This is a genomic window from Mesorhizobium sp. M0615, assembly GCF_040320805.1.
Taxonomy (GTDB): Bacteria; Pseudomonadota; Alphaproteobacteria; order Rhizobiales; family Rhizobiaceae; genus Mesorhizobium.
Window position 1 is genome coordinate 334,944 of the sequence record NZ_JAMYQI010000002.1, and the last position, 22,269, is coordinate 357,212.

The window sequence follows — 22,269 nt, forward strand, 5'->3', positions numbered from 1 at the left end:
CCTCATCCCTAGTTTATCAAGCCGGCGTGCTTCATCGCCGCATCGATCTTCTCGGCGGTCGACGCCTCGATGGTCACCAGCGGCGAGCGCACCACGTTCTCGACCTTGCCAATCTTCGACAGCGCGTATTTGACGCCGCACAGGCCGGGCTCAAGGAAGATCGCCTTGTGCAGCGGCAACAGACGGTCCTGCAATTCCAGCGCCTTGGCGCTGTCGCCGGACAGTGTGGCCTCCTGGAACTCGGCGCACAGCCGCGGCGCGACATTCGACGTCACCGAGATGCAGCCGACGCCGCCATGGGCGTTGAAGCCGAGCGCCGAGGCATCCTCCCCTGAAAGCTGGATGAAATCCTTGCCGCAGGTGGCGCGCTGTTCGGACACGCGCTCGACCTTGCCGGTGGCATCCTTGACGCCGACGATGTTCTGGAAGTCGTGCGCCAGCCTGCCCATCGTCTCCGGCATCATGTCGATCACCGAGCGCGGCGGGATGTTGTAGATGATGATCGGCAGCTTGGTCGCCCTGGCGACAGCGGCGAAATGCTCGTACAAGCCGCGCTGTGTTGGCTTGTTGTAGTAAGGCGTGACCACCAGAGCGGCGTCGGCGCCCGCCTGCTCGGCATATTGCACCAGACCGACCGCTTCCGCGGTGTTGTTGGAGCCGGCGCCGGCGACGACCGGAGCGCGCCCCTTGGCCACCTCGATGCAGACCTTGACGACATGGCGATGCTCGTCATGCGACAGCGTCGGCGACTCGCCGGTGGTGCCGACCGGGACGAGGCCCGTCGTGCCCTCGCCAAGTTGCCATTCGACGAAGGCGCGAAAGGCTTTCTCGTCGAAACGCCCGCTCTTTTCGAACGGTGTCACGAGCGCAGTAAGCGAGCCTCTCAGCATGTCGTCCAACTCCTTGGGACTTGTTTGTTTATGCGTGTCGTCGTCCCAAAACCGGTTTCCCCTTTTGGGCCACTGCATTGGGCGCCTTCTAGCCGAAAGCGAAGCCGCGCACCATAGTCTCGACACTGTTGCGCGGCAAGCATGCCGATGGTGCCAGCAAGCGCAATTCGAACGGCCTCGATAACGCTTTGTTTACGGGCTCTTCACGACCTAAGTCTAGGCTCTCGGGCACCTGGGCTTGCCATCTAAAGTGCCGCAACAGGGAAAGATCAGGATCATGCCGGCCGGTCGGCCACTCCGCTTCATATTGCTTGGCGCCGTTGCCCTGCTGATAGTGGGGACGGCGGCAAACGAGAGCGTCGACGAGCAGACGACCTCATCGATCCCGATGCCCGACATGCAAGACAGAGCGGAGACCGATGTGCCCTCCCCCAGCATCGTCGTGCTGAAAAGCGGTCTCGACGCATTGGCGACCGGCGATATCGCCGCGGCGCGAGCCGTGCGCGAAACATTGCCGGCCAATTCGCTGGACCGCCATATCCTGGCCTGGGCAATCGCGCTCTATGGCGGCGACCGTGTGCCGAGCAGCGAGATTGCCGATACCGCAAAGATGCTGCCGAACTGGCCGGGCACCATGGCCTTGCGCAAGAACAGCGAGCGCGCGCTTTATCGCGAAAACCCGTCGCCGCAGACCGTGGTGAAAGCCTTTGACGGCAGCCAGCCGCTGACCTTTCAAGGCGTGGTCATCCTTGCCCGTTCTTATGTAGCTCTTGGCAATACCAAGGCTGCGCTTTCCGTGCTGTCGCCATTCTGGCGCACCGAGAAGCTGGAAGCCAGGGACGAGGCGGCCGTCAGCAAGGAGTTTGGCGCCATCATTCCGGCTGCCGACCATCGTTTCCGCATGGAACGGATGTTTTATGCCGACCGGGAGAATTCGGCACTGCGGGTCGCAGCACTTGCCGGCGCGCAACCGCTGGCCGATGCCTGGGCCGCCGCCTCGCGTGGCGACAAGAACGCGGCCAAGCTGTTGAAAGCAGTGCCTGCCGCACAGCAATCGGCCGGCTATTTCTTCGCGCAAGCCGAATATCTGCGCAAGCAGCGGAAGTTTGCGGACGCCGCCGCGTTGATGATGAAAGCGCCAACGAACCGCGACGCGTTGGTCGATCCCGATGCCTGGTGGGTAGAACGCCGCGTGCTGTCGCGCGCGCTGGTCGATCAGAGCGACTGGAAGACCGCCTACAAGATCGTTGCCGCGCACGCCGCCGAAAGTCCCGCCAGCGCCGCCGAGGCTGAATTCCACGCCGGCTGGTATGCGCTGCGCGGCCTCAACGATCCTGCGACGGCCTCGACCCATTTTGCCCGCATCGCCGATCTCGCGCAGGGACCGATGTCGCTGTCACGCGCCTATTACTGGCTTGGCCGCGCGGCGGAAGTCGGCGGTCCCGGCAATGCGAAGGATTATTTCACCAAGGCGGCAGCCTATGGCACCACTTTCTACGGGCAGTTGGCGGCGGAACGGGTTGGCTTGCGCACGCTGAACATCGTCTATCCCGAGCCAAGCACTGCCGACCGCCAAAGCTTTGACAGCCGCGAAGCCGTCAGCGCCATCAAGCGGCTGCAGGAGGCGGGCTACGACCGCTATGCCGAGACGCTTTACCGCGACCTCGCCGGGCAGTTGACCAGCCCCGGCGAGCTGGCGCTGCTTGCGGTGCTGGCGGAAAAGCAGGGCAATCATTTCATGGCGCTGAAGATCGGCAAGATCGCCGGCGCGCGCGGCATCGATGTCGGCGCGCTGTCGCATCCGCTGGGCGTCATTCCCGACACCGCCGACATATCCGGCTCGGGCAAGGCGCTGGCCTATGCGATCGCCCGCCAGGAAAGCGAATTCAATGTCGGCGCCGTCTCCAGCGCCGGCGCGCGCGGCCTGCTGCAGCTGATGCCGGGCACCGCCAAGCAATTGGCGAAGAAGGCAGGACTGAGCTTTTCCCAGGATCGGCTGACCAGCGATGCCGGCTACAATGCGACGTTGGGGGCTGCCTTCCTCGGCGAGCAGCTCGACCGCTTCGGCGGCTCCTATGTGCTGACCTTCGCCGGCTACAATGCCGGCCCCAACCGCGCCAGCCAATGGGTAGCCAAGTACGGCGACCCGCGCGGCAAGGGCATCGACGCCGTCGTCGACTGGATCGAGCGGATTCCCTACACCGAAACAAGAAGTTACGTGCAGCGCGTGATGGAGAATTACGAGGTCTACAAGATGCGTATTTCGGGGAAGTACGACATCGTTGGGGATTTGGTGAACGGGCGGGGTTGAGGCGGCAGAGCTGTCGCCATGGGCAGACGTTGGCGATCCTTCGCGCCCCCCTCTGGCCTGCCGGCCATCTCCCCCACGAGTGGGGAGATCAGCTGTCGTTGCCGATTTCGCCAATCTCCAACGTCGAAGGAAGGGCGTAGCGCCTGAACCGCCAATCTCCCCCCTCGTGGGGGAGATGTCCGGCAGGACAGAGGAGGGCGACATTTCCAAGAGTGTCAGCTTGCCGACAACCCTCGATTTGACCGCTCCCACCCTCGCCTGTAGCAGACGGAGACAATCCGGCCAGGGAGTCCTTTTAATATGTCGAGCACCGACGGCTTTTCCGATTTCTTCTACACAGCGCCGGACGGCCTCAGACTTCACGCTCGCATCTACGGTGAGACAAACTCGGGAACCTGGCCGGTGGTCTGCCTGCCTGGACTGACCCGCAACGCGCGCGACTTTCATGAGTTGGCGCTTTATTTGTCACAGCGGGCCGACAATCCGCGCAAGGTCATCGCCTTCGACTACCGTGGCCGCGGCCAGTCCGCTTACGACCCTGACATCGGCCACTACAATGTCGGCATCGAGGCCGGCGATGTCCTCGCCGGACTGGCCGCTCTGAACGTCGAGGAAGCGGCCTTTATCGGCACATCGCGCGGCGGGCTGATCATCCACGTGCTCGGCCCGCTGCGGCCAGCCGCGCTGAAAGCCATTGTGCTGAACGACATCGGACCGGTGATCGAGGCCGCGGGGCTCGCCCATATCCAAACCTATCTCGACCCGGCACCGAAACCGAAGAGCCGCGCTGAGGCGATCGATGCGCAACGCGTCGCGCACGGCGCGGATTTTCCCGCTCTGACCGAGGGGGATTGGGAGCGGATGGTGTCGGCCCTCTACCGCGAGACGGACGAAGGCCTCCTGCTGCCGGATTTCGACACGCAGCTGGTCGAGACGGTGGCGGGCCTCGACCTCAGCAAGCCGTTGCCGGATCTGTGGCCGCTGTTCGAGGCGCTGGCGGCGATACCTTTGCTTGCCATTCGCGGCGCCAACTCGAAACTCTTGTCGGCCGACACACTCGACGAGATGCAAAAGCGTCATCCCGGCATGGAAGCGACCACCGTCGAGGGCCAGGGTCATGCCCCCTTCCTGGAGACAGGCAATTTGCCGGGCGCCATCGCGGCTTTCCTGGATGAAGCGGAATGTTTGGATAGGATAAGTAAACCCCAAGATCAAATCTGATCCTGGGGTTGTCGTGGCAGTATATGAAAGCCTTGGGTAACTATTTGGCTTTCGAGCTTTTCCGGGGCGCCTTGGGTGCCTTCGCCGCTGCCGTTTTGCTTTTTTGAGCAGGCGCTGGCACTGAGGCCGTGGTCAGCGGCGATGCGAAGGCCGAGCTTTTTCCATCGCCGGACAGCCCTTCGCCGCGTGGTGTCTCCAGCACGACGACGCAGCCGTCGAGATCGTTGGTGGCCAGATGTGCGTAGCGCATGGTCATCGAAAGCGTCTGGTGGCCAAGCCACATCTGCACGCGGCGGATGTCGATGCCGCCCTGGACCAGACGTGAGGCGCAGGTGTGACGCAAGATGTGCGGCACCACCTGGTCGTCGGCGCCGAGACCGACTTCAGCCTTGGCATCGTTCCAGATGGCGCGAAACTGTGCCTGGCTGAGTTTGGTGAACGGGCCCTTGGGCCGGCGGCCCTCTGACGGGGGCAGTTTGATGACCTCCTTGACCCGCTCGGTCATCGGGATGGTGCGGCTGCGGCCGGATTTGGTGATCCAGAACGAGACGCGGTGTTCCTGGATGTCGTTCCAGATCAGTCCGAGCGCCTCGCCGAGACGGCATCCGGTGTCCACGAGAAAGCATGAAAGACGGTAGGCATCCTCGCTGCGGGTCCTGATGGCGGCGAACAGCCTTGCTTCTTCGTCCCTTTCGAGGAAACGTATCCGTCCCGCCCGCTCCTTCTGGCGGCGGAACTCGGGCAGGCTGTGGATATCCCCCATCTTGTAAGCCTTGCGCAGCAGTTTGCTGAGGGCAGCCATCTTTCGATTGATGGTTGCGTTGCTGTTGCCGCGCTGGCGCAAGGTGCCGATAAGGTTGTCAAGGGTGCTCTGGTCGAAGGCGCTGAACCGTTCTCCGAGGAGAATCTCGTCTATTTCGCCGATGAAGGAGCTGACATTGTACTTATGTCGCCCATCATCCCAGAGTATGTCTCGGTATGCTGAAAAAAGCTCTCCGACCCGGTGCGACTTTACTTCTCTGATCTTGTTGTAGCTGTATTTTATCTTCGCATTTTGAGAAGAGAACATTGAGAAATGTTCGGAGGGGTCGCCCTCTTGTATCGCGTCGATGGTCATAAATTGCCACACCCCCGAGTGGATAGAGTCAGACCTACCCGCTTGGAAGCGTCCTTTCAAGAGATTTAATCACGCAGTTGTGAATTCATCCGCCCATCAGCGGATCCCACGAACTCACCCTACGGACTGTTCAGCTGCCGATTCCCCCTGTTCCTTCTGCTTGCCTTGTTCCAGTCACGAAACAAAAACAGCCCGGGCGTAGATGCGCCCGGGCTGGTATTCACTTGCCTAAAGCCAGACCTTAGAACGAGCGCTGGAAGCGGAGCATGCCGCCGATGGCGTCGTCGCCATCAGTAATACCGGTCCAGTTGTGGTTCGTGCCAAGGGTATCGACCTCATCGATCTTGCCTGCATTGACGTAGTCAACTTCGGCAGTGATCGTGAACCCGGGAACGACGTCGTAGGCGATGTTGGCTGCGATGCCGAGGTTTTCACCTTCGTCATACGAAACCTGAGCGTTGAACGAGGTCTTCTCGTTGATGGTGTAGGTGCCACCACCCCAGACTGCCCAGTTGCCATCCCACGGCTTGTAGAAGCCGCGGCCGCCGGCCGGGAACGCGTAGCCCGTATCCGTCAGGTTGTCGTCGGTGCCGTAGCCGCCCATGATGAAGAGCGACAGGTTCTGCATCGGGGTGATGTCCAAACGAACCTTGCCGGAGACTTCTTCATAGTTGCTGTCGTAAGCGATGACGCCGGTGATGGCGCCCCAGCCCTGCGTGTACTTCAAGCCGCCGACGACATGCGGAACGTAGCTGTCGATCGTGCCCACGCCGTAGGAACCGGGAGTACCGCCGCCCGCGCCTTCTTCGAGCGAGATCACGGCCGAGAAGCCGTTGCCCGCATCGAAATAGTACTGGATGACGTTGGTGTCGAAATCGCCGTAGGGAACCAGCGTATCCTGAATGACGTTGCCGGCGTAGCCGATGAACGTGTTGAAGGCCGATTCGTCCTTACCGACGCGCAGGCCACCGAGCTGGATCCAGGCGAAGTTCAGCGAGACAGTGTCGCCGTTGCCAGCAGCATTGGGCGAGCCAAAGAGGGGGCCGGCTCCGTCCGGATCGAAGCCCGAATCACGGTTGTTGTTCTGGAAGTTGAAGCGGGTCTCGGTGTAGGTCTTCAAGGTGCCGAGCTCGGTTTCCTGGCCGGTCCAGGTCTTCAGCGAGAAACGGGCGTGCTTGAACCAGGTGTCGTTGCTGCCACCGTCCTCAACGTCGGCAGACGTCGCACCGTCGAACGAGCCGACGTCGCCGGCGCCGATATCGTAGCGGATATAGCCGCCGATGCGCAGGCAGGTTTCGGTGCCGGGGATGTAGAAGTAGCCCGAGCCGTAAACGTCGCAAATCTTGACGTATTCAGCCGGTTCCGGCTCGGCGACGACGACGGCGTCGGCGGCGCGCGCACCGGAAACTGCGATCAGGGCCGCAGCGGAGCCGAGAAGAAGGCTCTTAATGTTCATTTTCTGACCTCCAGTCAAAAGTTAAAAAACGGGTCTGGGTATTCTTTGCTGAAGGACAGCGTTCCCTGCCCCATCCCCACTACCGAAAAAGATGCGCACCGCGCCGCTCCTTCGAAATTGACATTACCCATGAGGCGGCGGCGTTCAACCATGATCGTACCGGCAAAAGGGCTGTGCGGGTGCTATCCCCCGGCGTTGTTGCACAAATGACACGATTTGGCCTCAGTCAGAAAGCTCTCATTAACTATCGAAGGGCCCGGAAGCCTTGTCCAGCGCGCCGCATTGCGGCCGAATCCGGCGATCGCCGGCCGGAATTGCGGCGCTGCTGCCGACTCGCCGGCCAGGGAGCGGCCGCAGATTCGCCGCATGCAAAAGGCGGCGCTGCGGCCAAATCCGGAATTTTCAGAGATAATGGCGCCGGCTTGTTGATTGTGCCCGCGCTTTTCTTTATCCAGCGGCGCAACGGAGAGGTGGCCGAGTGGTCGAAGGCGCTCCCCTGCTAAGGGAGTAGAGGTCAAAAGCTTCTCGTGGGTTCGAATCCCATCCTCTCCGCCATCCTGCTTCGCTCTTCGAGCTTCGCAGGACAAACCCAACCCTCAGCGCGAAGCAGGATGGCGGAGAGGATGCCCTCCGAAGCCTTGGCGTAGGAGGGCCGGACCGTGTGGCGTGCTACGTGCCGCACAGCGTAAGCCCAAAGCATCACTTGCAAAATTCGATTGGCAGTCCTGCTTCGCTCTTCGAGCTTCGCAGGACAAACCCAACCCTCAGCGCGAAGCAGGATGGCGGAGAGGATGCCCTCCGAAGCCCCGGCAAAGGAGAGCAGCTCATGTGGTATGTGTATCTCCTGGAGAGTGCGGCTGCCGAAGGCGAACGCTATATCAGCATAACGACGGACCTGAAACGACGGCTTGTCGAGCACAATGCGGGGAAATCCAGCCATACATCCAAGTTTCTGCCGTGGCGGATCGTCACCTATATGGCCTTTTCGAACCAGGCCAAGGCAGCTTCATTCGAGCGCTATCTCAAATCCGGTTCAGGGCATGCTTTCGCAAACAAGCGCCTGTGGTGATGGCCGCATCACCCGCAGCAAAGTCCATTTTTCAATAAACCTCAACAATAACAACTGATTACAGCGAAAACGCCTGTCGCCGGCTTCACTATCTTGTTCGATTCTGACTGGAGGTCAGAAAATGAACATTAAGAGCCTTCTCCTCGGCTCCGCTGCGGCCTTGATCGCAGTTTCCGGTGCGCGCGCCGCCGACGCCGTCGTCGTCGCCGAGCCGGAACCGGCTGAATACGTCAAGATCTGCGACGTCTACGGCGCCGGCTACTTCTACATTCCCGGCACCGAAACCTGCCTGCGCATCGGCGGCTATGTCCGTTACGACATCGGTGCCGGCGACGTCGGCTCGTTCGACGGTGCGAGGTCCTTCGACCATAAGGATGGCGACGAGCAGGATACCTTCTACAAGAACGCCCGTTTCACGCTGAAGACCTGGACCGGCCAGGAAACCGAACTCGGCACCTTGAAGACCTACACCGAGACCCGCTTCAACTTCGGCAACCGCAACGGCTACCCCTCGGCAGACGATCCGACGACCGAAGCAGACGAGTTCAACTCCAACCCTGCCGGCAACAAGAACGTTTCGCTGAACTTCGCCTGGATCCAGCTCGGTGGTCTGCGCGTCGGTAAAGACGAATCGGCCTTCGACACGTTCATCGGCTACGCCGGCAACGTCCTTCAGGATACGCTCGTTCCCTACGGCGACTTCGACACCAACGTCGTCCAGTACTACTTCGATGCGGGCAACGGCTTCTCGGCCGTCGTCTCTCTCGAAGAAGGCTCGGGCTTCGACACCATCGACAGCTACGTTCCGCATGTCGTCGGCGGCGTGAAGTACACGCAGGGCTGGGGCGCCATCACCGGCGTCGTCGCTTATGACAGCAACTATGAAGAAGTCGCCGGCAAGGTTCGGTTGGACATCACCCCGATGCAGAACCTGTCGCTGTTCATCATGGGCGGCTACGGCACCGACGACAATTTGACGGACTCGAGCTATGCGATCGACGCCGGCGGCCGCGGCTTCTACAAGCAGTGGGGCGGCAACTGGGCATTCTGGGGTGGCGGCACCTACACCATCAACGAGAAGACCTCGTTCAACGCCCAGGTCTCGTATGACGAATGGAAGAATCTCGGCGTCGCCGCCAACATCGCCTACGACGTTGTTCCCGGCTTCACGGTCACGGCCGAAGTCGACTACCTCAACGCAGGCAAGTTCGACGACGCCAACTTCTCCAACTTCACCAACGCCGACAAGAAGAGCAGCATTGGCGGCCTGCTGCGCTTCCAGCGCTCGTTCTAACAGGCTCTGACTGGCTCAAAATCGAACCCGGCGGGCAACCGCCGGGTTTTTCTTTTTGAAGCATCCGTCGCCATAGTCATTGGCTGCAGTGCTGGCCTTCAAAAGGTTGCCGCCTACCGGCAGTCAGGTCGTAGAGCGTGGCCACCCGCGCCGATTTCATCCCGGGCGTCATGGCCGCTATTTCCAGCCGCGCCAGAACTTGCGCCGTCCTATCGGGCACGCTAGCAAGAAGGCCCCTCTTCTCGTCGTGAGCCTTTGCCATGCGCCAGCGCCCTGCCCTCACGCCGCTTGTCGGCGCACTCCCCTCGACGGTGCCGTTTGTCGGCCCGGAGGCGCAGGAGCGCGAGCGCGGCCGCGCGTTTCGCGCCCGCATCGGCGCCAATGAGAGCAGTTTCGGGCCTTCACCGCGCGTTATCGCCCGCATGGAGAGCGTCGCGCGTGACCAGTGGATGTATTGCGATCCCGACAATTACGATCTGAAGCAGGCCACCGCCCGCCATCTCGGGGTCGGCGCCGAAAACGTCGTGGTCGGCGAAGGCATAGACGGGCTGCTCAGCCTGGTGGCGCGCATGTATGTCGCGCCGGGCGACGCAGTGGTCACCTCGCTCGGCGCCTATCCGACCTTCAACTTCCACATTGCCGGCGTCGGCGGCCGGCTGGTCACGGTGCCTTACGAGAACGACAAGGAAAGCCTGGACGGCCTGCTCAAGGCAGTCATCAAGGAGAAGGCGCCGCTGGTCTATCTCTCCAATCCGGACAATCCGATGGGCAGCTGGTGGGAAGCAGGAGATATCACCCGCTTCGTCGAAGCGTTGCCGGAAACCACCATGCTGGTGCTCGACGAGGCCTATGGCGAATTGGGGCCGGCCTCGGCGCTGCCGCCGATCGATGTCGCGCGGCCCAACGTCATCCGCATGCGCACCTTCTCCAAGGCATACGGGCTGGCCGGCATTCGCTGCGGCTATGCGGTGGCCGAGGCTGAGGTGATCCGCGATTTCGAGAAGATCCGCAACCATTACGGCGTCAGCCGCATGGCGCAGATCGCCGGCGTCGAGGCGCTGGCCGACCAGGACTGGCTGCACAGCGTGGTGGCGCGAGTTGCTGCCGGCCGCACACGTATAGCCGGGATTGCCGAGACGAACGGGCTGAAGCCGCTGCCATCGGCGACCAATTTCGTCACCATCGATTGCGGCAAGGACGGCGCCTTCGCGCTGAAAGTGCTGCAAAATCTTTTGTCGCGCGACGTGTTCATTCGCAAACCGATGGCGCCAGGGCTCGACCGTTGCATAAGGGTCAGCGTCGGCCTCGATCATGAGCTCGACATCTTTGCCGAGGAACTGCTCGGCGCGCTCGCCGCTGCGCGGGGAAATTAGCCCGGCCGATTGCCATCGCAACAGAGCCTGCCGAGGCCGCCAAGGCCAAAACAGAATCAGCCGCGACCCCGACTCCGTCGATCCAGCAGCAATCCGACACTCAAGCCTGTTGCTTTCGTCCGATTCCGCGCCAGTTTCTGTGCATGGGAGGCAACGATGGATGACCGGCAAAGGGCAGTGCAGGCGCGTGTGCATGGCAAGGTGCAAGGCGTCGGCTACCGGACGTGGGCGCGAGGCGAAGCGACAGGGCTTGGCCTCGTAGGTTGGGTACGCAATGAACGAGACGGCACCGTGACGGCCTGGATTGCCGGTGCCGATGCTGCGGTTTCCACAATGATCGATCAGCTCCGGCAAGGGCCAAGGGGAGCTTCGGTTTCGAAGGTCGAGACCGAGGAATTCGAACTCCTCGACGCGCCCATCGACTTTCGGATCATCGTCTAGACGGAACCACTTTATTGCCGCTTGAATTAATTGAACGTTCGTTTTATTACTGGTTCGGGAGACGTTCATGGCACGCACAACGGGATCCGACGGCGAAAAAACTGAAGCGGCCGTCCGGGAGGCTGCGGTCAGCCTGATCGCCCGCTTCGGCTACGAGGCAATGTCGATGCGGCAGCTTGCCGCCGAGGTCGGCGTCCAGGCGGCCGCGCTCTACCGCTATTTTCCGACGAAGGAAGACCTGCTGTTCACGCTGATGCGCGAACATATGGAAGGGCTGATCGAAGCGTGGGACGCCGCACGCCCCGACGCAGCCGATCCGGCAATGCGGCTTGCCGCCTATGTCGAAAACCACATCGCTTTCCACATCGAGCGCCGCCACTCCACCCATGTCTCGAACATGGAATTGCGCAGCCTGTCGCATGACCGGCTGACGCAGATCCTTCGCATGCGCACCGCCTATGAGAAGGAGTTGCGCGCCATCCTGCGCGACGGCGCGGAGGCCGGCGCCTTCAGTGTCGATGACACCGGGCTCACTGCCATGGCCCTGATCCAGATGATGACCGGCGTCATCGTCTGGTTCCGGCCGGGCGAGCGGCTGTCGATGGCTGAAGTCACGGCGACATACCTTTCAATGACAATGCGCCTGGTTGGCGCGAAGATCGAAATCGGGGAGGAACGGCATGTACACGAACACACTCAGCTTCGGGCATGACGAAGACATCGAGGCGCTGCGCGATCTGGTGCGCCGCTTTGCCCAGGAGAAAATAGCGCCGATCGCCGCCGAGATCGACCGCAGCAATCAATTCCCCGCGCATCTGTGGAAAGAACTCGGCGCGCTCGGCCTTCTCGGCATCACCGCCGATCCCGATTTCGGCGGCAGCGGCATGGGCTATCTTGCCCACGTCATTGCGGTGGAAGAGATTTCGCGCGCCTCGGGCTCGGTTGGTCTCTCCTACGGCGCCCATTCGAACCTCTGCGTCAACCAGATCAACCGCTGGGCGACGCCGGCTCAGAAGGAGAAATTCCTGCCGGCATTGTGCTCGGGCGAAAGGGCAGGTGCGCTGGCCATGTCGGAATCGGGCGCCGGCTCCGACGTCGTCTCGCTCAAGCTGCGCGCCGAAAAGCGCAACGACCGCTATGTGCTCAACGGCTCGAAAATGTGGATCACCAACGGCCCCGATGCCGAAACGCTGGTGGTCTACGCCAAGACCGATCCCGAGCGGAAATCGCGCGGCATCACCGCCTTCATCGTCGAAAAGACGATGGCCGGCTTCTCGGCATCGCCAAAGCTCGACAAGCTCGGCATGCGCGGCTCCAACACCGGCGAACTGGTGTTCGACAATGTCGAGGTGCCCTATGACAATGTGCTGCATGAGGAGGGCCGCGGCGTCGAGGTCCTGATGTCGGGCCTCGACTACGAGCGCACCGTGCTCGCCGGCGGACCGCTCGGGCTCATGGCGGCCTGTCTCGACGTGGCGATCCCCTATGTGCATGAGCGCAAGCAGTTCGGCCAGCCGATCGGCGAGTTCCAGCTCGTGCAGGGCAAACTTGCAGACATGTATTCGACGATGAACGCCGCGCGCGCTTACGTTTATGCTGTCGCGGCTGCCTGCGATCGCGGCCAGACGACACGCAAGGATGCTGCCGGCTGCGTGCTGTTTGCCGCCGAAAAGGCGACGCTGATGGCGCTCGACGCCATCCAGCTGCTTGGCGGCAACGGCTATACCAACGAGTACCCGACCGGCCGGCTGTTGCGCGACGCCAAGCTCTACGAGATCGGCGCCGGGACCAGTGAGATTCGCCGCTGGCTGATCGGACGCGAGATCATGGCGGAGGGGGTTTAGTGCCTGCCAAGATGGCAGGCTGTTGTTTTGCGGGTATCGAGAGACAAGTAGGGCGATAGATGGTTACGTCATCGGGACATCCAGTCACAAGGCGGGGGATATTTGCGATGGCTTTGTCTTTCACAATCGCTGGCTTTCTCGGGCGCGCGAAGGCTCAGAAGCGTCGCTTTTCTAATATGGCGGAATTCAGAGAGCTCGTAATTGCCGAACTCAAACGGCAGCCAGGTGTCGATAGCGCTGTCGCAGACCCATCGGATCCTGCAAAAATCGGCGCAAAACTCGATGGCGCAGAAGTGACGGCAGACGTCACAAACGTGTTCGGGCACTTGAACTCATACCCCGACGAAGACGCCGATGCGGCCATACGCAGGCTAGTCCGAGGCCTCGCCGAAATACGACCTAGGGCGAGTGAAGAAAGTCTGATCGCGGTGATACGGACCCAGCAGTATGTCGAGCACCTCAGATCGATGGGTCTGGATTTATTGTGCGAACCGCTGGTTGGTGAAATTGCGGTCGTATACATGGCCGACCTTCCCGATTCAGTCTCACCTGTTGCTCCGAAGGACTTCCCCGGCCGGGCGCTTTCGGATTTGCGCGATGTCGCACTAGGCAATGTGAAGAAATGGCTGCCGAAAATTGTCTCCGACGGCCAGATTGGCACATTTTATCTCTATTACGTCGACGGCAATACGATGCTCTCCACGAGCCTTGTGCTGCTCGACGAGTTCTGGCTGTCGATCAAAGCACAGTTTCCCGGCGATGTTTTATTTGCGCTGCCGCGCCGGGATCAATTGTTCATCTTCGATGCGAGCAATCCGAAGGCCCAAAGCGCGGCCAGACAGATGATCGACGTCACGTTCGAGGATGGCTTCAATCTGCTATCCGATAAAATTTTCGAACGCCGCAACGGCAAACTCCTAGCGCAGGTGTAGAGATCGATATGGCCGTACTCCAAACCCAGATCTCGCCCTCCTCCGAAACCTACCTCGCCAATGCCGAGCGCATGCGGGCGCTGGTTGCCGACATTGCGGACAAGGCGGCAAGCGTCGAGCGCGGTGGCTCGGAGGAGGCGCGCGAGCGTCATGTTTCGCGCGGCAAGCTGTTGCCGCGCGAGCGGCTAGCGCAGTTGCTCGACACCGGCTCGCCTTTCCTCGAGATCGGCCAGTTCGCGGCATGGTCCATGTATGGCGAGGAGATTTCCTCGGCCGGCCTCATCGCCGGCGTCGGCCGTGTCGAAGGCACCGAGGTGATGGTCGTGGTCAACGACGCCACGGTGAAGGGCGGCACCTATTATCCGCTGACGGTGAAGAAGCATTTGCGGGCGCAGGAGATCGCGCTGCAAAACAATCTGCCTTGCGTCTATCTGGTCGACAGCGGCGGCGCCAACCTGCCCAACCAGGACGAGGTGTTTCCCGACCGCGAGCATTTCGGCCGCATCTTCTACAACCAGGCCAACATGTCGGCGGCCGGCATTCCGCAGATCGCCTGCGTCATGGGCTCATGTACTGCGGGCGGCGCCTATGTGCCGGCAATGTCGGACGAGACGATCATGGTGCGCAACCAGGCGACCATTTTTCTCGGCGGCCCGCCGCTGGTGAAGGCGGCTACGGGCGAAGATGTCAGCGCCGAGGAGCTTGGCGGCGCCGACGTGCACACCAGGCTGTCCGGTGTCGCCGACCACTATGCGCTGGACGACGAACATGCGCTGGCCATCTGCCGGCGCATCGTCAAAAACCTCAACCGGCGCAAGACTGTAAGCTTGACCTTACAGAAACCCATGCCGCCGCTTCATGACGCGCAGGAACTCTACGGCATCGTGCCGACGGATCTGCGCCAGCCCTATGATGTGCGCGAGGTGATCGCGCGCGTCGTCGACGGCTCCGAGTTCGACGAGTTCAAGCAGAATTACGGCACCACGCTGGTCACCGGCTTTGCCCATCTTCAGGGCATGCCGGTCGGCATCATCGCCAACAATGGCGTGCTGTTTTCCGAAAGTGCTGTGAAGGGCGCGCATTTCATCGAACTGTGCTGCCAGCGCAAGATCCCGCTGATCTTCCTGCAGAACATCACCGGCTTCATGGTCGGGCGAAAGTACGAGGCCGGCGGCATCGCCAAGGACGGCGCCAAGCTGGTGATGGCGGTTGCCACCGCCAAGGTGCCGAAGGTGACGATGATCATCGGCGGGTCGTTCGGCGCCGGCAATTACGGCATGTGCGGCCGCGCCTACTCGCCGCGCTTCCTGTGGATGTGGCCGAACGCGCGCATTTCGGTGATGGGCGGCGAACAGGCGGCGACCGTGCTGGCGGTGGTCAAGCGCGAGGGCATCGAGCGCAAGGGCGGTGAGTGGAGCGCGGACGAGGAAGCGAAATTCAAGAAGCCGATCCTGATGAAATACGAGCATGAGGGCCACCCGCTCTACTCCTCGGCGCGGCTGTGGGACGACGGCATCATCGATCCGGGGAAAACGCGCGAAGTGCTCGCGCTCAGCCTTTCGGCCGCGCTCAACGCCGACATCGAAGAAACGAAGTTCGGCGTGTTCAGGATGTAGATGAGCAAGTTCGGCGAACGGATACATGTCCACACCGGCGACATCACCAGGCTTGCGGTCGATGCCATCGTCAACGCCGCCAATTCCTCGCTGCTGGGCGGCGGCGGCGTCGACGGCGCCATTCACCGCGCCGCAGGCCCGGAGCTCGAATTCGAATGCCGGATGCTGAACGGCTGCAAGGTCGGCGAAGCAAAGCTTACCAAGGGCTATCACCTGCCGGCACGTTACATCATCCACACGGTCGGACCTGTCTGGCAAGGCGGCGGAAAAGGCGAAGCCGGGCTGCTCGCCTCCTGCTATATCAGGTCGCTCGAAATCGCCGCCGCCAGGGATTGCCGGACCGTGGCATTTCCGGCGATCTCCACCGGCATCTACCGTTATCCGAAAAATGAGGCGACGCAGATTGCCGTTGGCATCGCAGGTACCTTCGTCGGACAGAACTCAACGCCCGAAACAGTTATTTTCTGCTGCTTCGACGAGCCAACAGCTCAACTATACCGACAAGCCGTTGCTGCCATTGAAGGATGCTAGTCTGCATGGATAAGATGGTTCATCCACCTACGCAAAAGAAATTTTCGGTGAGCAGGCTGGCGGCACTGGAGAATAGACGCTATTGTTCATTCCGCATTGGGCAACGGGGATGGGGTAAAGATGAGGCCGAAATATTCGGGAAAAACGACTGCGTCGGTACTTGCAGTCTTGCTTATATTTGCGGTACCCGGCGTTGGCGCCGCGGCATCGCTGGCGGGAAGCAAAGGCGACATCCATTTCTATCCGTATTTGCCGAAAAGCCCGAAAGACCAGTGCACCATGGCTTACAACGCCTATGTGGCCGCCGGCGGCCATTCGGCCTATGCGACCACGCCCTATGCCCGGATCCGTTCGTTGTACATCATCTGCGGCTCGGGCTTGAATGCACCGTCACAGAAGGCTGCCGAAGAACGGGCGATGAAATCCTGCGAGTCCGCCCGCAGCCATTACAAGGTCATTACAGGGGCGGGCTGCGAAGTTGCGGCATCGAAGTAGGCCGACAAGCATCGGCTTGGGCATTTTTCAAATGGGCGGCGCAAGATGAAATCGACACGCATCAAACGAATTACTGTATCGATGCTTGCCGGCCTGCTCGTATTTACGGCACCCGGTATCGGGGCGGCTGGATCGCTGGCGGGCAGCAAGGGAGACACCCGATTCTGGCCTCCGTTGTCACTGAATCCAAAGGAGCCCTGCACGAAGTCGTACAACGCCTATGTCGCGGCGAGTGGCCACTCGGCCTACGCGACCACATTCTACTCGCGCGTCGACGATCTTTACATCATCTGCGGTGCGCGGCTGAACGCGCCATCTCAGAAGGCCGCGGAAGAGTTGGCGTTGCGAAGCTGTCAGGTTGGCCTGAAAAAGTGGAAGGTTCAGACCGCGAGCGGCGGCTGCAAAATCGCGGCTTCGAAATAGGCTCATTCCTGCCAGACCGGCGCCGCCCGAGACAAACCCGGGAGGCTCCATGTTCGCCAAGATCCTGATCGCCAATCGCGGCGAGATCGCCTGCCGGGTGATCCGCACCGCACGTAGGCTCGGTGTGCGCACGGTTGCCGTCTATTCCGACGCGGATTCCGAGGCTCTGCATGTCGAGATGGCCGACGAGGCGGTGCATATCGGTCCCTCGCCCGTCGGCGAAAGCTATCTGCGCGGCGACAGGATTGTTGCGGCGGCGCTGGCGACCGGCGCCGAGGCCATCCATCCCGGCTACGGCTTTCTCTCGGAAAACCCTGATTTCGTCGACCAGGTGGTGGCGGCGGGATTGATTTTCATCGGCCCGTCGGCTGCCTCGGTCCGCGCCATGGGTCTGAAGGACGCGGCCAAGCGGCTGATGGAAAAGGCCGGCGTGCCGGTGGTGCCGGGCTATCATGGCGAGGCGCAGGAGATCGTGCTGCTGGCGTCCAAGGCGCGTGAGATCGGCTATCCCGTGCTGATCAAGGCGCGCGCCGGCGGAGGCGGCAAGGGCATGCGCCGCGTCGAACATCCCGAACATTTTTCGGAAGCGCTGTCAGGCGCACGGCGCGAGGCCAAGGCCGCGTTCGGCGACGATCGCGTGCTGGTCGAAAAATATGTCGACAAGCCGCGCCACATCGAGGTCCAGGTGTTCGGCGACAATTTTGGCAATGCCGTGCATCTCTATGAGCGCGACTGCTCGGCGCAGCGCCGCCACCAGAAGGTGATCGAGGAAGCGCCGGCGCCCGGCATGACGCCGGCGCTGCGCAAGGCGATGACGGAAGCGGCGGTCAAGGCCGCCAAGGCGATCAGCTATTCGGGCGCCGGCACCATCGAATTCATCGTCGACGCCTCGCAGGGGCTGAAGGCCGACCGTTTCTGGTTCATGGAAATGAACACCCGCCTGCAGGTCGAGCATCCCGTCACCGAAATGGTCACCGGCACCGACCTGGTCGAGTGGCAGTTGCGGGTAGCCGCCGGCGAAAAGCTGCCGAAGACGCAGAGCGAAATCACGCTTTCCGGCCACGCCTTCGAGGCGCGCATCTATGCCGAGGAAGCGGCGAAAGGGTTTCTGCCGGCGACCGGCACGCTGCATCACCTGGCGTTTCCCGACAACGCGCCCGAAGGCGCCAGCATGCGCATCGAGACCGGCGTGCGGGCCGGCGATGCGATCTCGCCCTTCTACGATCCGATGATCGCCAAGCTGGTCGTCCACGCCAAGGACAGGCAGGCGGCACTCGATGCGCTCGGGACTGCGTTGTCGCAGACCGAGATTGCCGGCTCGACCGTCAACACCGCCTTTCTCGCGGCACTTGCCGCGAACACCGATTTTTCGGCCGGCGACGTCGATACCGGCCTGATCGGCAGGCATCAGGAAGCGCTGACCGCGGTCGCCCCGCCGCGCAGCGAGATCGTTGCCGCGGCGGCCCTTGCCGCGGCGGGCGCCGGTGCCTTGCCGCCGTCGAACGATCCGTGGTCGTCGCTTGCCGGCTATGCGCATTTCCACAGCATTGCGCGCCGCACGCGCCTGCGCCATGGCGAGGACGATATACTGGCGCGTGTTTCAGTGCGGCCGGACGGGCGCTTCGAGGTGGCGCTGGACGCGCCCTATGACAGCGTCAATTCGCATGATCTTCGCGCCGCCCCTCGCCTTGCCCGCTGGCCAGGCCACGTCACCGTGTTCGAAGGTGCGGTCGGCTACAGTTTCCTCGTCCCGGATCCGCTGGCGCGCACCGACGAGACTGCCGCCGCTTCCGGCAGCCTGCGCGCGCCGATGCCGGGCCTGGTCAAGCTGGTGCGCGCGGCAAAGGGCGAAAGGGTGATCAAGGGCCAGCCGCTGTTGACCCTGGAAGCGATGAAGATGGAGCACACGATCGCGGCCAGCCATGACGGCGTGATCGCGGAAATCGCCACAGAGGGCGCGCAGGTCACCGACGGAACGGTGCTGGTGCGCTTCGTTGAAGAGGCTGCAAGCCGGCTGGAGGCTTGAACAAAAATGGCCGGGACAAGCCCGGCCATTTCCATGAGTACGCGGACGATTACTGCGCGATCGGTGCGTATTTGCCGTCGTGCCACTGGTTGATGTCGTAGCTGGCGTTCTTCAGATCGCCCTTCTCGTCGAAGGTCACGTCGCCGACCACGGTGCTGAACGGCGTGCCGTTCTTCAGCGCTTCGGCTACCTTGACCGGATCGTCCGTTCCGGCGCGCTTGACGCCCTCTGCAAACGCCTGAACGACGGCGTAGGAGAACAGCGTAAAGCCTTCCGGCACGAAGCCGCCCGCCTTGATCTTGGCGATGGCCTCCTTGGCTTCCGGCTTGGCCTGCGGGTCCGACGGGAAGACGAACAGGGTGCCTTCACCGGCGGGGCCGGCGACCTGCCAGAATTCCGGCGAGGCGATCGAGTCCGGCATGATCAGCTGGAACTTAACGCTCTGCTCGGCCGACTGACGCAGGATAAGCCCGGCTTCCGGGTGATAGCCGCCGAAATAGACAACGTCGGCCTTGAGGTCCTTCAGCTTGGTGACGAGAGCCGAATAATCCTTCTCGCCGGCATTGATGCCTTCATAGTCGATCTCCTTGAGGCCACCGGCATTCATCGTCGCCTTCACGGCATCGGCAACGCCCTGACCGTAGGCGCTCTTGTCATGCAGGATAACGACATTCTTGCCGGCATATTTCTTGGCGATCCACGGGCCAATGAAGGCGCCCTGCGCGTCGTCACGCGTATAGAGACGCATGATCGTCGGCCAGCCGGCCTTGGCGGCGGCATCGGTCAGCTCGGGATTTGAAGAGGCCGGGCTCATCATCAGCGCGCCGGCCTCGGCGTAGACGGCGGAAGCCGGGATGCTCGAACCTGAACAGGCATGGCCGTCAATAAACTTGACGCTGTTGGCAACGATCCGGTTGGCCACCGAAACCGCCTGCTTGGGATCGCACTGGTCGTCCTCGATGTCGAGCTTGATCATCGAGCCGTTGACACCGCCGGCGGCGTTGATCGCGTCGGCGGCTGCCGTTGCGCCCTGCTTGAACTGGTCGCCGATCGTGGCGAGCTGTCCGGTCATCGGGCCGACCACCGAAATGGTGATGTCATCGGCAAAGGCAACCGGCGCGCTCATCATCAGGCCAAATACGGCCGCGCTCAAAATACCCATTTTTTTCATGGTGATAGAACTCCTCCCACACTCGCGCAGCCGCTCTGGCCGCGCTTCTTTCCGAAGGCGGGACAATTTCATCCTTCATTGGGCCTGTCTAGGCGCATCGGCGCCGCTCGATTGGGCCTCATCAACGCAAAAAGCCACGCCAGCCTGTTCCGGCCGGTCGTGGCTTTTTGCTCGTAGCAGTCCCCATGCGCCCCCGCGCCACGAAAACCTGCCCGCCGTCCCCATTGTGCACGACTGGACCGTGCCGGCCTGCCGCGTTCTTGTTCTTTCATGGTCGGCCGTCTTGTCGCGGCCTTGTCGTTTCACCGGTTCCGACCGTCTTTGCGGTCTTGATCCCGGGGCTTCCCTGTTTTCGATAATCTGCCTGCGATAATCTGCTCGCGATCTCAGTGCATCGTCATCCATTCGCGGGCTTCGCGCAGCGCCTTGGCGATCTCGACCTTGGACATTGCGGCCGACAGTTCCGAGCGCAGTTCCGCGGCGCGGACCGAGCCCTTGATGGCGGCGATGTTGAACCATTTGTGGGCGGCAACGACATCGGTCTCGCAATCGCGGCCGGTCGCATACATCATGCCCAGTTCGAAAAGAATGTCGGCCTGGGCAGTTGCCCCCATGGCGCCGAAGCCGGCTTCAAGCATTTCAAAACGTGCCATTTTAGTCCCCTGTCTGGCTCCCGAGAGCGGGCCTCTTCTGTCCCCCGGTGTTCCCTGGGGAGCCGCTCTTTCGATGCTTCCGAGAATGAGGCCGAGCCTTGAATCCGTCGTTAAATGGCGTGCTTAATTTGGAGAAAACAAAGCTAAAACAAGAGGTAAACGCGGAAATTCGTTAAGGAAACAAAGTCAGCAATCCCGCCGTTTCTCGACCGATTTGACGAAAATTTGCAAGGCGCCGATCAACACTCTGCTAACCACGCGAACCAAAGCCAACGCCTCGATCGTTTCATTTCCACGGGCTGCACTCTCCCGACCCCGCATGAAAATTGCGAAACCTTCCGTCGCGGCACGCTTTTGTTTTGCCGGGAGCTGGATTAGCTTACGTTTGCGTAAGGGGCAGAGAGGCGGCTGCCCCATCTAAACCAGGGAGGACAGATATGTTTCGCAAAGTGAGCTTGGCCCTGGCGGCCGCCGTGATGATGGCTGGTGCGGCTTGGGCCGATCCGATCGAAGGCAATTGGAAGACACAAGCCGGCGACACAGCAGTAATCGGCGGCAGCGGTTCATTCTCTATCACGCTGAAGACCGGCAAATATGCCGGGAAGACCATCGGTTCGCTCAAGGCGGCCGGGGGCAACAAATATGCCGGCAACATCACCGATCCGGCAAGCGACAAGACCTATTCGGGCAAGGCAACACTGTCGGGCACCTCGCTCAAGATGAGCGGCTGCGTGCTCGGCGGGCTGATCTGCAAGAGCCAGACCTGGCACAAGCTCTGATCTTGCTGCTTTGAGTTGACCAACGGGGCCTTCACAGGCCCCGTTTTCTTTTGCAGGACGGTCCGCGCCATAGCGACGACCGTTTGCGGCGGCGCAAACCCGAACCGACGCTCTCTCTAAGACCTCGTCAATCACTTTGAACCGCAGATGAACGTCGGCATCAGCGCCGGTTCAGTCGCATCAGGGCATTTTGATGGCGTGTTCAAGGAGACACTACGCAAATGCTCGCTCGCCGCTTCACCATCGTCTGCCTGTTGATGAGCCTGTTCGGGATGCTCTTCGCCATCCTCGTGGCCGAAGCCGGCCGCCCGGCCCGTTCCTGGGATGCAGCCAGTTCCTGCCAATTCGATTGCATGAACCATTTTCGCCCCTGAGACGACAAAGACATAGATCCAAACAGAAAAGCAAAAGCCATGAACCGCATCGCCATCAACGCCCTCCAGACCCTTCGGCTCCTGCCGCGGGCGGCGCTCGTCCTGGTCGTGCTGTCGGCGCCGGTCCTGGTCATGCCGATGATGCGGGCCAATGCCGACACGACGATCGACGCGCCGGCGACGAAGAAGCATGGCGTCGGCTTTGTCTTGCTGGTCAGTCTGCAGCGCGGGTAAGGTGTGCCGGTATTAAGGT

22 protein-coding genes and 1 tRNA gene are annotated in these 22,269 nt (G+C 61.7%); 17 read left to right on the forward strand and 6 right to left on the reverse strand.

The window, feature by feature from the left end:
• Positions 1-8: 8 nt before the first annotated feature.
• The gene (dapA, locus tag NKI46_RS04440) at positions 9-890 is read right to left on the reverse strand and encodes a 4-hydroxy-tetrahydrodipicolinate synthase (protein ID WP_023732000.1); all 882 of its coding nucleotides are present in this window, start codon (positions 888-890) and stop codon (positions 9-11) included.
• A gap of 277 nt (positions 891-1,167) precedes the next feature.
• Between dapA and NKI46_RS04445 the strand changes: the two genes are divergently transcribed.
• Complete coding sequence (locus NKI46_RS04445) at positions 1,168-3,201, forward strand: lytic transglycosylase domain-containing protein (protein ID WP_352744923.1); 2,034 nt, start codon at positions 1,168-1,170, stop codon at positions 3,199-3,201.
• 300 nt (positions 3,202-3,501) lie between these two features.
• Complete coding sequence (locus tag NKI46_RS04450) at positions 3,502-4,422, forward strand: alpha/beta fold hydrolase (RefSeq protein WP_352522268.1); 921 nt, start codon at positions 3,502-3,504, stop codon at positions 4,420-4,422.
• Between the two features lie 40 nt (positions 4,423-4,462).
• On the opposite strand, the gene NKI46_RS04455 is transcribed toward NKI46_RS04450, so the two are convergent.
• Both NKI46_RS04455 and NKI46_RS04460 read right to left on the reverse strand, forming a co-directional pair.
• Positions 4,463-5,539, reverse strand: coding sequence for a tyrosine-type recombinase/integrase (locus NKI46_RS04455; RefSeq protein WP_352522269.1), 1,077 nt, complete (start codon positions 5,537-5,539; stop codon positions 4,463-4,465).
• Between the two features lie 241 nt (positions 5,540-5,780).
• Positions 5,781-6,995 carry a porin gene (locus tag NKI46_RS04460; RefSeq protein ID WP_023731410.1) on the reverse strand — a complete coding sequence of 405 codons (1,215 nt, stop codon included), beginning with the start codon at positions 6,993-6,995 and terminating at the stop codon, positions 5,781-5,783.
• Positions 6,996-7,459: 464 nt separating this feature from the next.
• Between NKI46_RS04460 and NKI46_RS04465 the strand changes: the two genes are divergently transcribed.
• From NKI46_RS04465 to NKI46_RS04525, 13 genes are all read left to right on the forward strand, one after another.
• Positions 7,460-7,550 (forward strand) — tRNA-Ser (locus tag NKI46_RS04465).
• Between the two features lie 271 nt (positions 7,551-7,821).
• Entirely contained in the window at positions 7,822-8,064 is a 243-nt protein-coding gene (locus tag NKI46_RS04470; RefSeq protein ID WP_352521909.1) for a GIY-YIG nuclease family protein, read from the forward strand.
• A gap of 121 nt (positions 8,065-8,185) precedes the next feature.
• A complete protein-coding gene (locus NKI46_RS04475; RefSeq protein WP_023684506.1) occupies positions 8,186-9,358 on the forward strand; it encodes a porin in 1,173 nt (390 codons plus the stop codon).
• 260 nt (positions 9,359-9,618) lie between these two features.
• Positions 9,619-10,731: a pyridoxal phosphate-dependent aminotransferase gene (locus NKI46_RS04480; RefSeq protein WP_352744926.1), complete on the forward strand. Its 1,113-nt coding sequence runs from the start codon at positions 9,619-9,621 to the stop codon at positions 10,729-10,731.
• A 156-nt stretch (positions 10,732-10,887) separates the two neighbouring features.
• Positions 10,888-11,172 carry an acylphosphatase gene (locus NKI46_RS04485; protein WP_352744929.1) on the forward strand — a complete coding sequence of 95 codons (285 nt, stop codon included), beginning with the start codon at positions 10,888-10,890 and terminating at the stop codon, positions 11,170-11,172.
• Positions 11,173-11,239: 67 nt separating this feature from the next.
• Positions 11,240-11,884 (forward strand): TetR/AcrR family transcriptional regulator, encoded by a 645-nt coding sequence (locus NKI46_RS04490; protein ID WP_023702168.1) that lies wholly within the window; start codon positions 11,240-11,242, stop codon positions 11,882-11,884.
• Positions 11,853-13,016 (forward strand): isovaleryl-CoA dehydrogenase, encoded by a 1,164-nt coding sequence (locus tag NKI46_RS04495; protein ID WP_352744932.1) that lies wholly within the window; start codon positions 11,853-11,855, stop codon positions 13,014-13,016. Before NKI46_RS04490 ends, NKI46_RS04495 begins: the two co-directional genes overlap by 32 nt.
• A gap of 107 nt (positions 13,017-13,123) precedes the next feature.
• Positions 13,124-13,948: a DUF1444 family protein gene (locus tag NKI46_RS04500; protein ID WP_352744935.1), complete on the forward strand. Its 825-nt coding sequence runs from the start codon at positions 13,124-13,126 to the stop codon at positions 13,946-13,948.
• 8 nt (positions 13,949-13,956) lie between these two features.
• On the forward strand, positions 13,957-15,564 hold the full coding sequence (locus tag NKI46_RS04505) for a carboxyl transferase domain-containing protein (protein WP_023670209.1): 1,608 nt from the start codon (positions 13,957-13,959) through the stop codon (positions 15,562-15,564).
• Positions 15,565-16,095 carry an O-acetyl-ADP-ribose deacetylase gene (locus NKI46_RS04510; protein WP_023670208.1) on the forward strand — a complete coding sequence of 177 codons (531 nt, stop codon included), beginning with the start codon at positions 15,565-15,567 and terminating at the stop codon, positions 16,093-16,095.
• Between the two features lie 120 nt (positions 16,096-16,215).
• On the forward strand, positions 16,216-16,590 hold the full coding sequence (locus tag NKI46_RS04515; protein WP_023670207.1) for a hypothetical protein: 375 nt from the start codon (positions 16,216-16,218) through the stop codon (positions 16,588-16,590).
• Positions 16,591-16,635: 45 nt separating this feature from the next.
• On the forward strand, positions 16,636-17,013 hold the full coding sequence (locus tag NKI46_RS04520) for a hypothetical protein (RefSeq protein ID WP_023684512.1): 378 nt from the start codon (positions 16,636-16,638) through the stop codon (positions 17,011-17,013).
• A 49-nt stretch (positions 17,014-17,062) separates the two neighbouring features.
• On the forward strand, positions 17,063-19,039 hold the full coding sequence (locus NKI46_RS04525) for an acetyl/propionyl/methylcrotonyl-CoA carboxylase subunit alpha (protein WP_352744939.1): 1,977 nt from the start codon (positions 17,063-17,065) through the stop codon (positions 19,037-19,039).
• Between the two features lie 49 nt (positions 19,040-19,088).
• Here the strand turns inward: NKI46_RS04525 and NKI46_RS04530 are convergent, their stop codons facing one another.
• The gene (locus NKI46_RS04530) at positions 19,089-20,210 is read right to left on the reverse strand and encodes an ABC transporter substrate-binding protein (RefSeq protein ID WP_023670204.1); all 1,122 of its coding nucleotides are present in this window, start codon (positions 20,208-20,210) and stop codon (positions 19,089-19,091) included.
• A 386-nt stretch (positions 20,211-20,596) separates the two neighbouring features.
• Positions 20,597-20,863, reverse strand: coding sequence for an SEL1-like repeat protein (locus NKI46_RS04535; RefSeq protein WP_006199745.1), 267 nt, complete (start codon positions 20,861-20,863; stop codon positions 20,597-20,599).
• A gap of 437 nt (positions 20,864-21,300) precedes the next feature.
• Here NKI46_RS04535 and NKI46_RS04540 point away from each other — a divergent pair, with 437 nt between their 5' ends.
• Positions 21,301-21,642 carry a DUF2147 domain-containing protein gene (locus NKI46_RS04540; protein ID WP_352744942.1) on the forward strand — a complete coding sequence of 114 codons (342 nt, stop codon included), beginning with the start codon at positions 21,301-21,303 and terminating at the stop codon, positions 21,640-21,642.
• Between the two features lie 131 nt (positions 21,643-21,773).
• Here the strand turns inward: NKI46_RS04540 and NKI46_RS04545 are convergent, their stop codons facing one another.
• On the reverse strand, positions 21,774-22,004 hold the full coding sequence (locus NKI46_RS04545; RefSeq protein ID WP_156935551.1) for a hypothetical protein: 231 nt from the start codon (positions 22,002-22,004) through the stop codon (positions 21,774-21,776).
• A gap of 51 nt (positions 22,005-22,055) precedes the next feature.
• Here NKI46_RS04545 and NKI46_RS04550 point away from each other — a divergent pair, with 51 nt between their 5' ends.
• The gene (locus NKI46_RS04550; RefSeq protein WP_023702175.1) at positions 22,056-22,250 is read left to right on the forward strand and encodes a hypothetical protein; all 195 of its coding nucleotides are present in this window, start codon (positions 22,056-22,058) and stop codon (positions 22,248-22,250) included.
• Positions 22,251-22,269: the final 19 nt, after the last annotated feature.

What these genes read in the sequence shown, in the direction of transcription:
- dapA (WP_023732000.1), bottom strand. Translation starts at nt 890, where the DNA reads ATGCTGAGAGGCTCGCTTACTGCGCTCGTGACACCGTTCGAAAAGAGC.
- NKI46_RS04445 (WP_352744923.1), top strand. Translation starts at nt 1,168, where the DNA reads ATGCCGGCCGGTCGGCCACTCCGCTTCATATTGCTTGGCGCCGTTGCC.
- NKI46_RS04450 (WP_352522268.1), top strand. Translation starts at nt 3,502, where the DNA reads ATGTCGAGCACCGACGGCTTTTCCGATTTCTTCTACACAGCGCCGGAC.
- NKI46_RS04455 (WP_352522269.1), bottom strand. Translation starts at nt 5,539, where the DNA reads ATGACCATCGACGCGATACAAGAGGGCGACCCCTCCGAACATTTCTCA.
- NKI46_RS04460 (WP_023731410.1), bottom strand. Translation starts at nt 6,995, where the DNA reads ATGAACATTAAGAGCCTTCTTCTCGGCTCCGCTGCGGCCCTGATCGCA.
- NKI46_RS04470 (WP_352521909.1), top strand. Translation starts at nt 7,822, where the DNA reads ATGTGGTATGTGTATCTCCTGGAGAGTGCGGCTGCCGAAGGCGAACGC.
- NKI46_RS04475 (WP_023684506.1), top strand. Translation starts at nt 8,186, where the DNA reads ATGAACATTAAGAGCCTTCTCCTCGGCTCCGCTGCGGCCTTGATCGCA.
- NKI46_RS04480 (WP_352744926.1), top strand. Translation starts at nt 9,619, where the DNA reads ATGCGCCAGCGCCCTGCCCTCACGCCGCTTGTCGGCGCACTCCCCTCG.
- NKI46_RS04485 (WP_352744929.1), top strand. Translation starts at nt 10,888, where the DNA reads ATGGATGACCGGCAAAGGGCAGTGCAGGCGCGTGTGCATGGCAAGGTG.
- NKI46_RS04490 (WP_023702168.1), top strand. Translation starts at nt 11,240, where the DNA reads ATGGCACGCACAACGGGATCCGACGGCGAAAAAACTGAAGCGGCCGTC.
- NKI46_RS04495 (WP_352744932.1), top strand. Translation starts at nt 11,853, where the DNA reads ATGTACACGAACACACTCAGCTTCGGGCATGACGAAGACATCGAGGCG.
- NKI46_RS04500 (WP_352744935.1), top strand. Translation starts at nt 13,124, where the DNA reads ATGGCTTTGTCTTTCACAATCGCTGGCTTTCTCGGGCGCGCGAAGGCT.
- NKI46_RS04505 (WP_023670209.1), top strand. Translation starts at nt 13,957, where the DNA reads ATGGCCGTACTCCAAACCCAGATCTCGCCCTCCTCCGAAACCTACCTC.
- NKI46_RS04510 (WP_023670208.1), top strand. Translation starts at nt 15,565, where the DNA reads ATGAGCAAGTTCGGCGAACGGATACATGTCCACACCGGCGACATCACC.
- NKI46_RS04515 (WP_023670207.1), top strand. Translation starts at nt 16,216, where the DNA reads ATGAGGCCGAAATATTCGGGAAAAACGACTGCGTCGGTACTTGCAGTC.
- NKI46_RS04520 (WP_023684512.1), top strand. Translation starts at nt 16,636, where the DNA reads ATGAAATCGACACGCATCAAACGAATTACTGTATCGATGCTTGCCGGC.
- NKI46_RS04525 (WP_352744939.1), top strand. Translation starts at nt 17,063, where the DNA reads ATGTTCGCCAAGATCCTGATCGCCAATCGCGGCGAGATCGCCTGCCGG.
- NKI46_RS04530 (WP_023670204.1), bottom strand. Translation starts at nt 20,210, where the DNA reads ATGAAAAAAATGGGTATTTTGAGCGCGGCCGTATTTGGCCTGATGATG.
- NKI46_RS04535 (WP_006199745.1), bottom strand. Translation starts at nt 20,863, where the DNA reads ATGGCACGTTTTGAAATGCTTGAAGCCGGCTTCGGCGCCATGGGGGCA.
- NKI46_RS04540 (WP_352744942.1), top strand. Translation starts at nt 21,301, where the DNA reads ATGTTTCGCAAAGTGAGCTTGGCCCTGGCGGCCGCCGTGATGATGGCT.
- NKI46_RS04545 (WP_156935551.1), bottom strand. Translation starts at nt 22,004, where the DNA reads ATGGTTCATGCAATCGAATTGGCAGGAACTGGCTGCATCCCAGGAACG.
- NKI46_RS04550 (WP_023702175.1), top strand. Translation starts at nt 22,056, where the DNA reads ATGAACCGCATCGCCATCAACGCCCTCCAGACCCTTCGGCTCCTGCCG.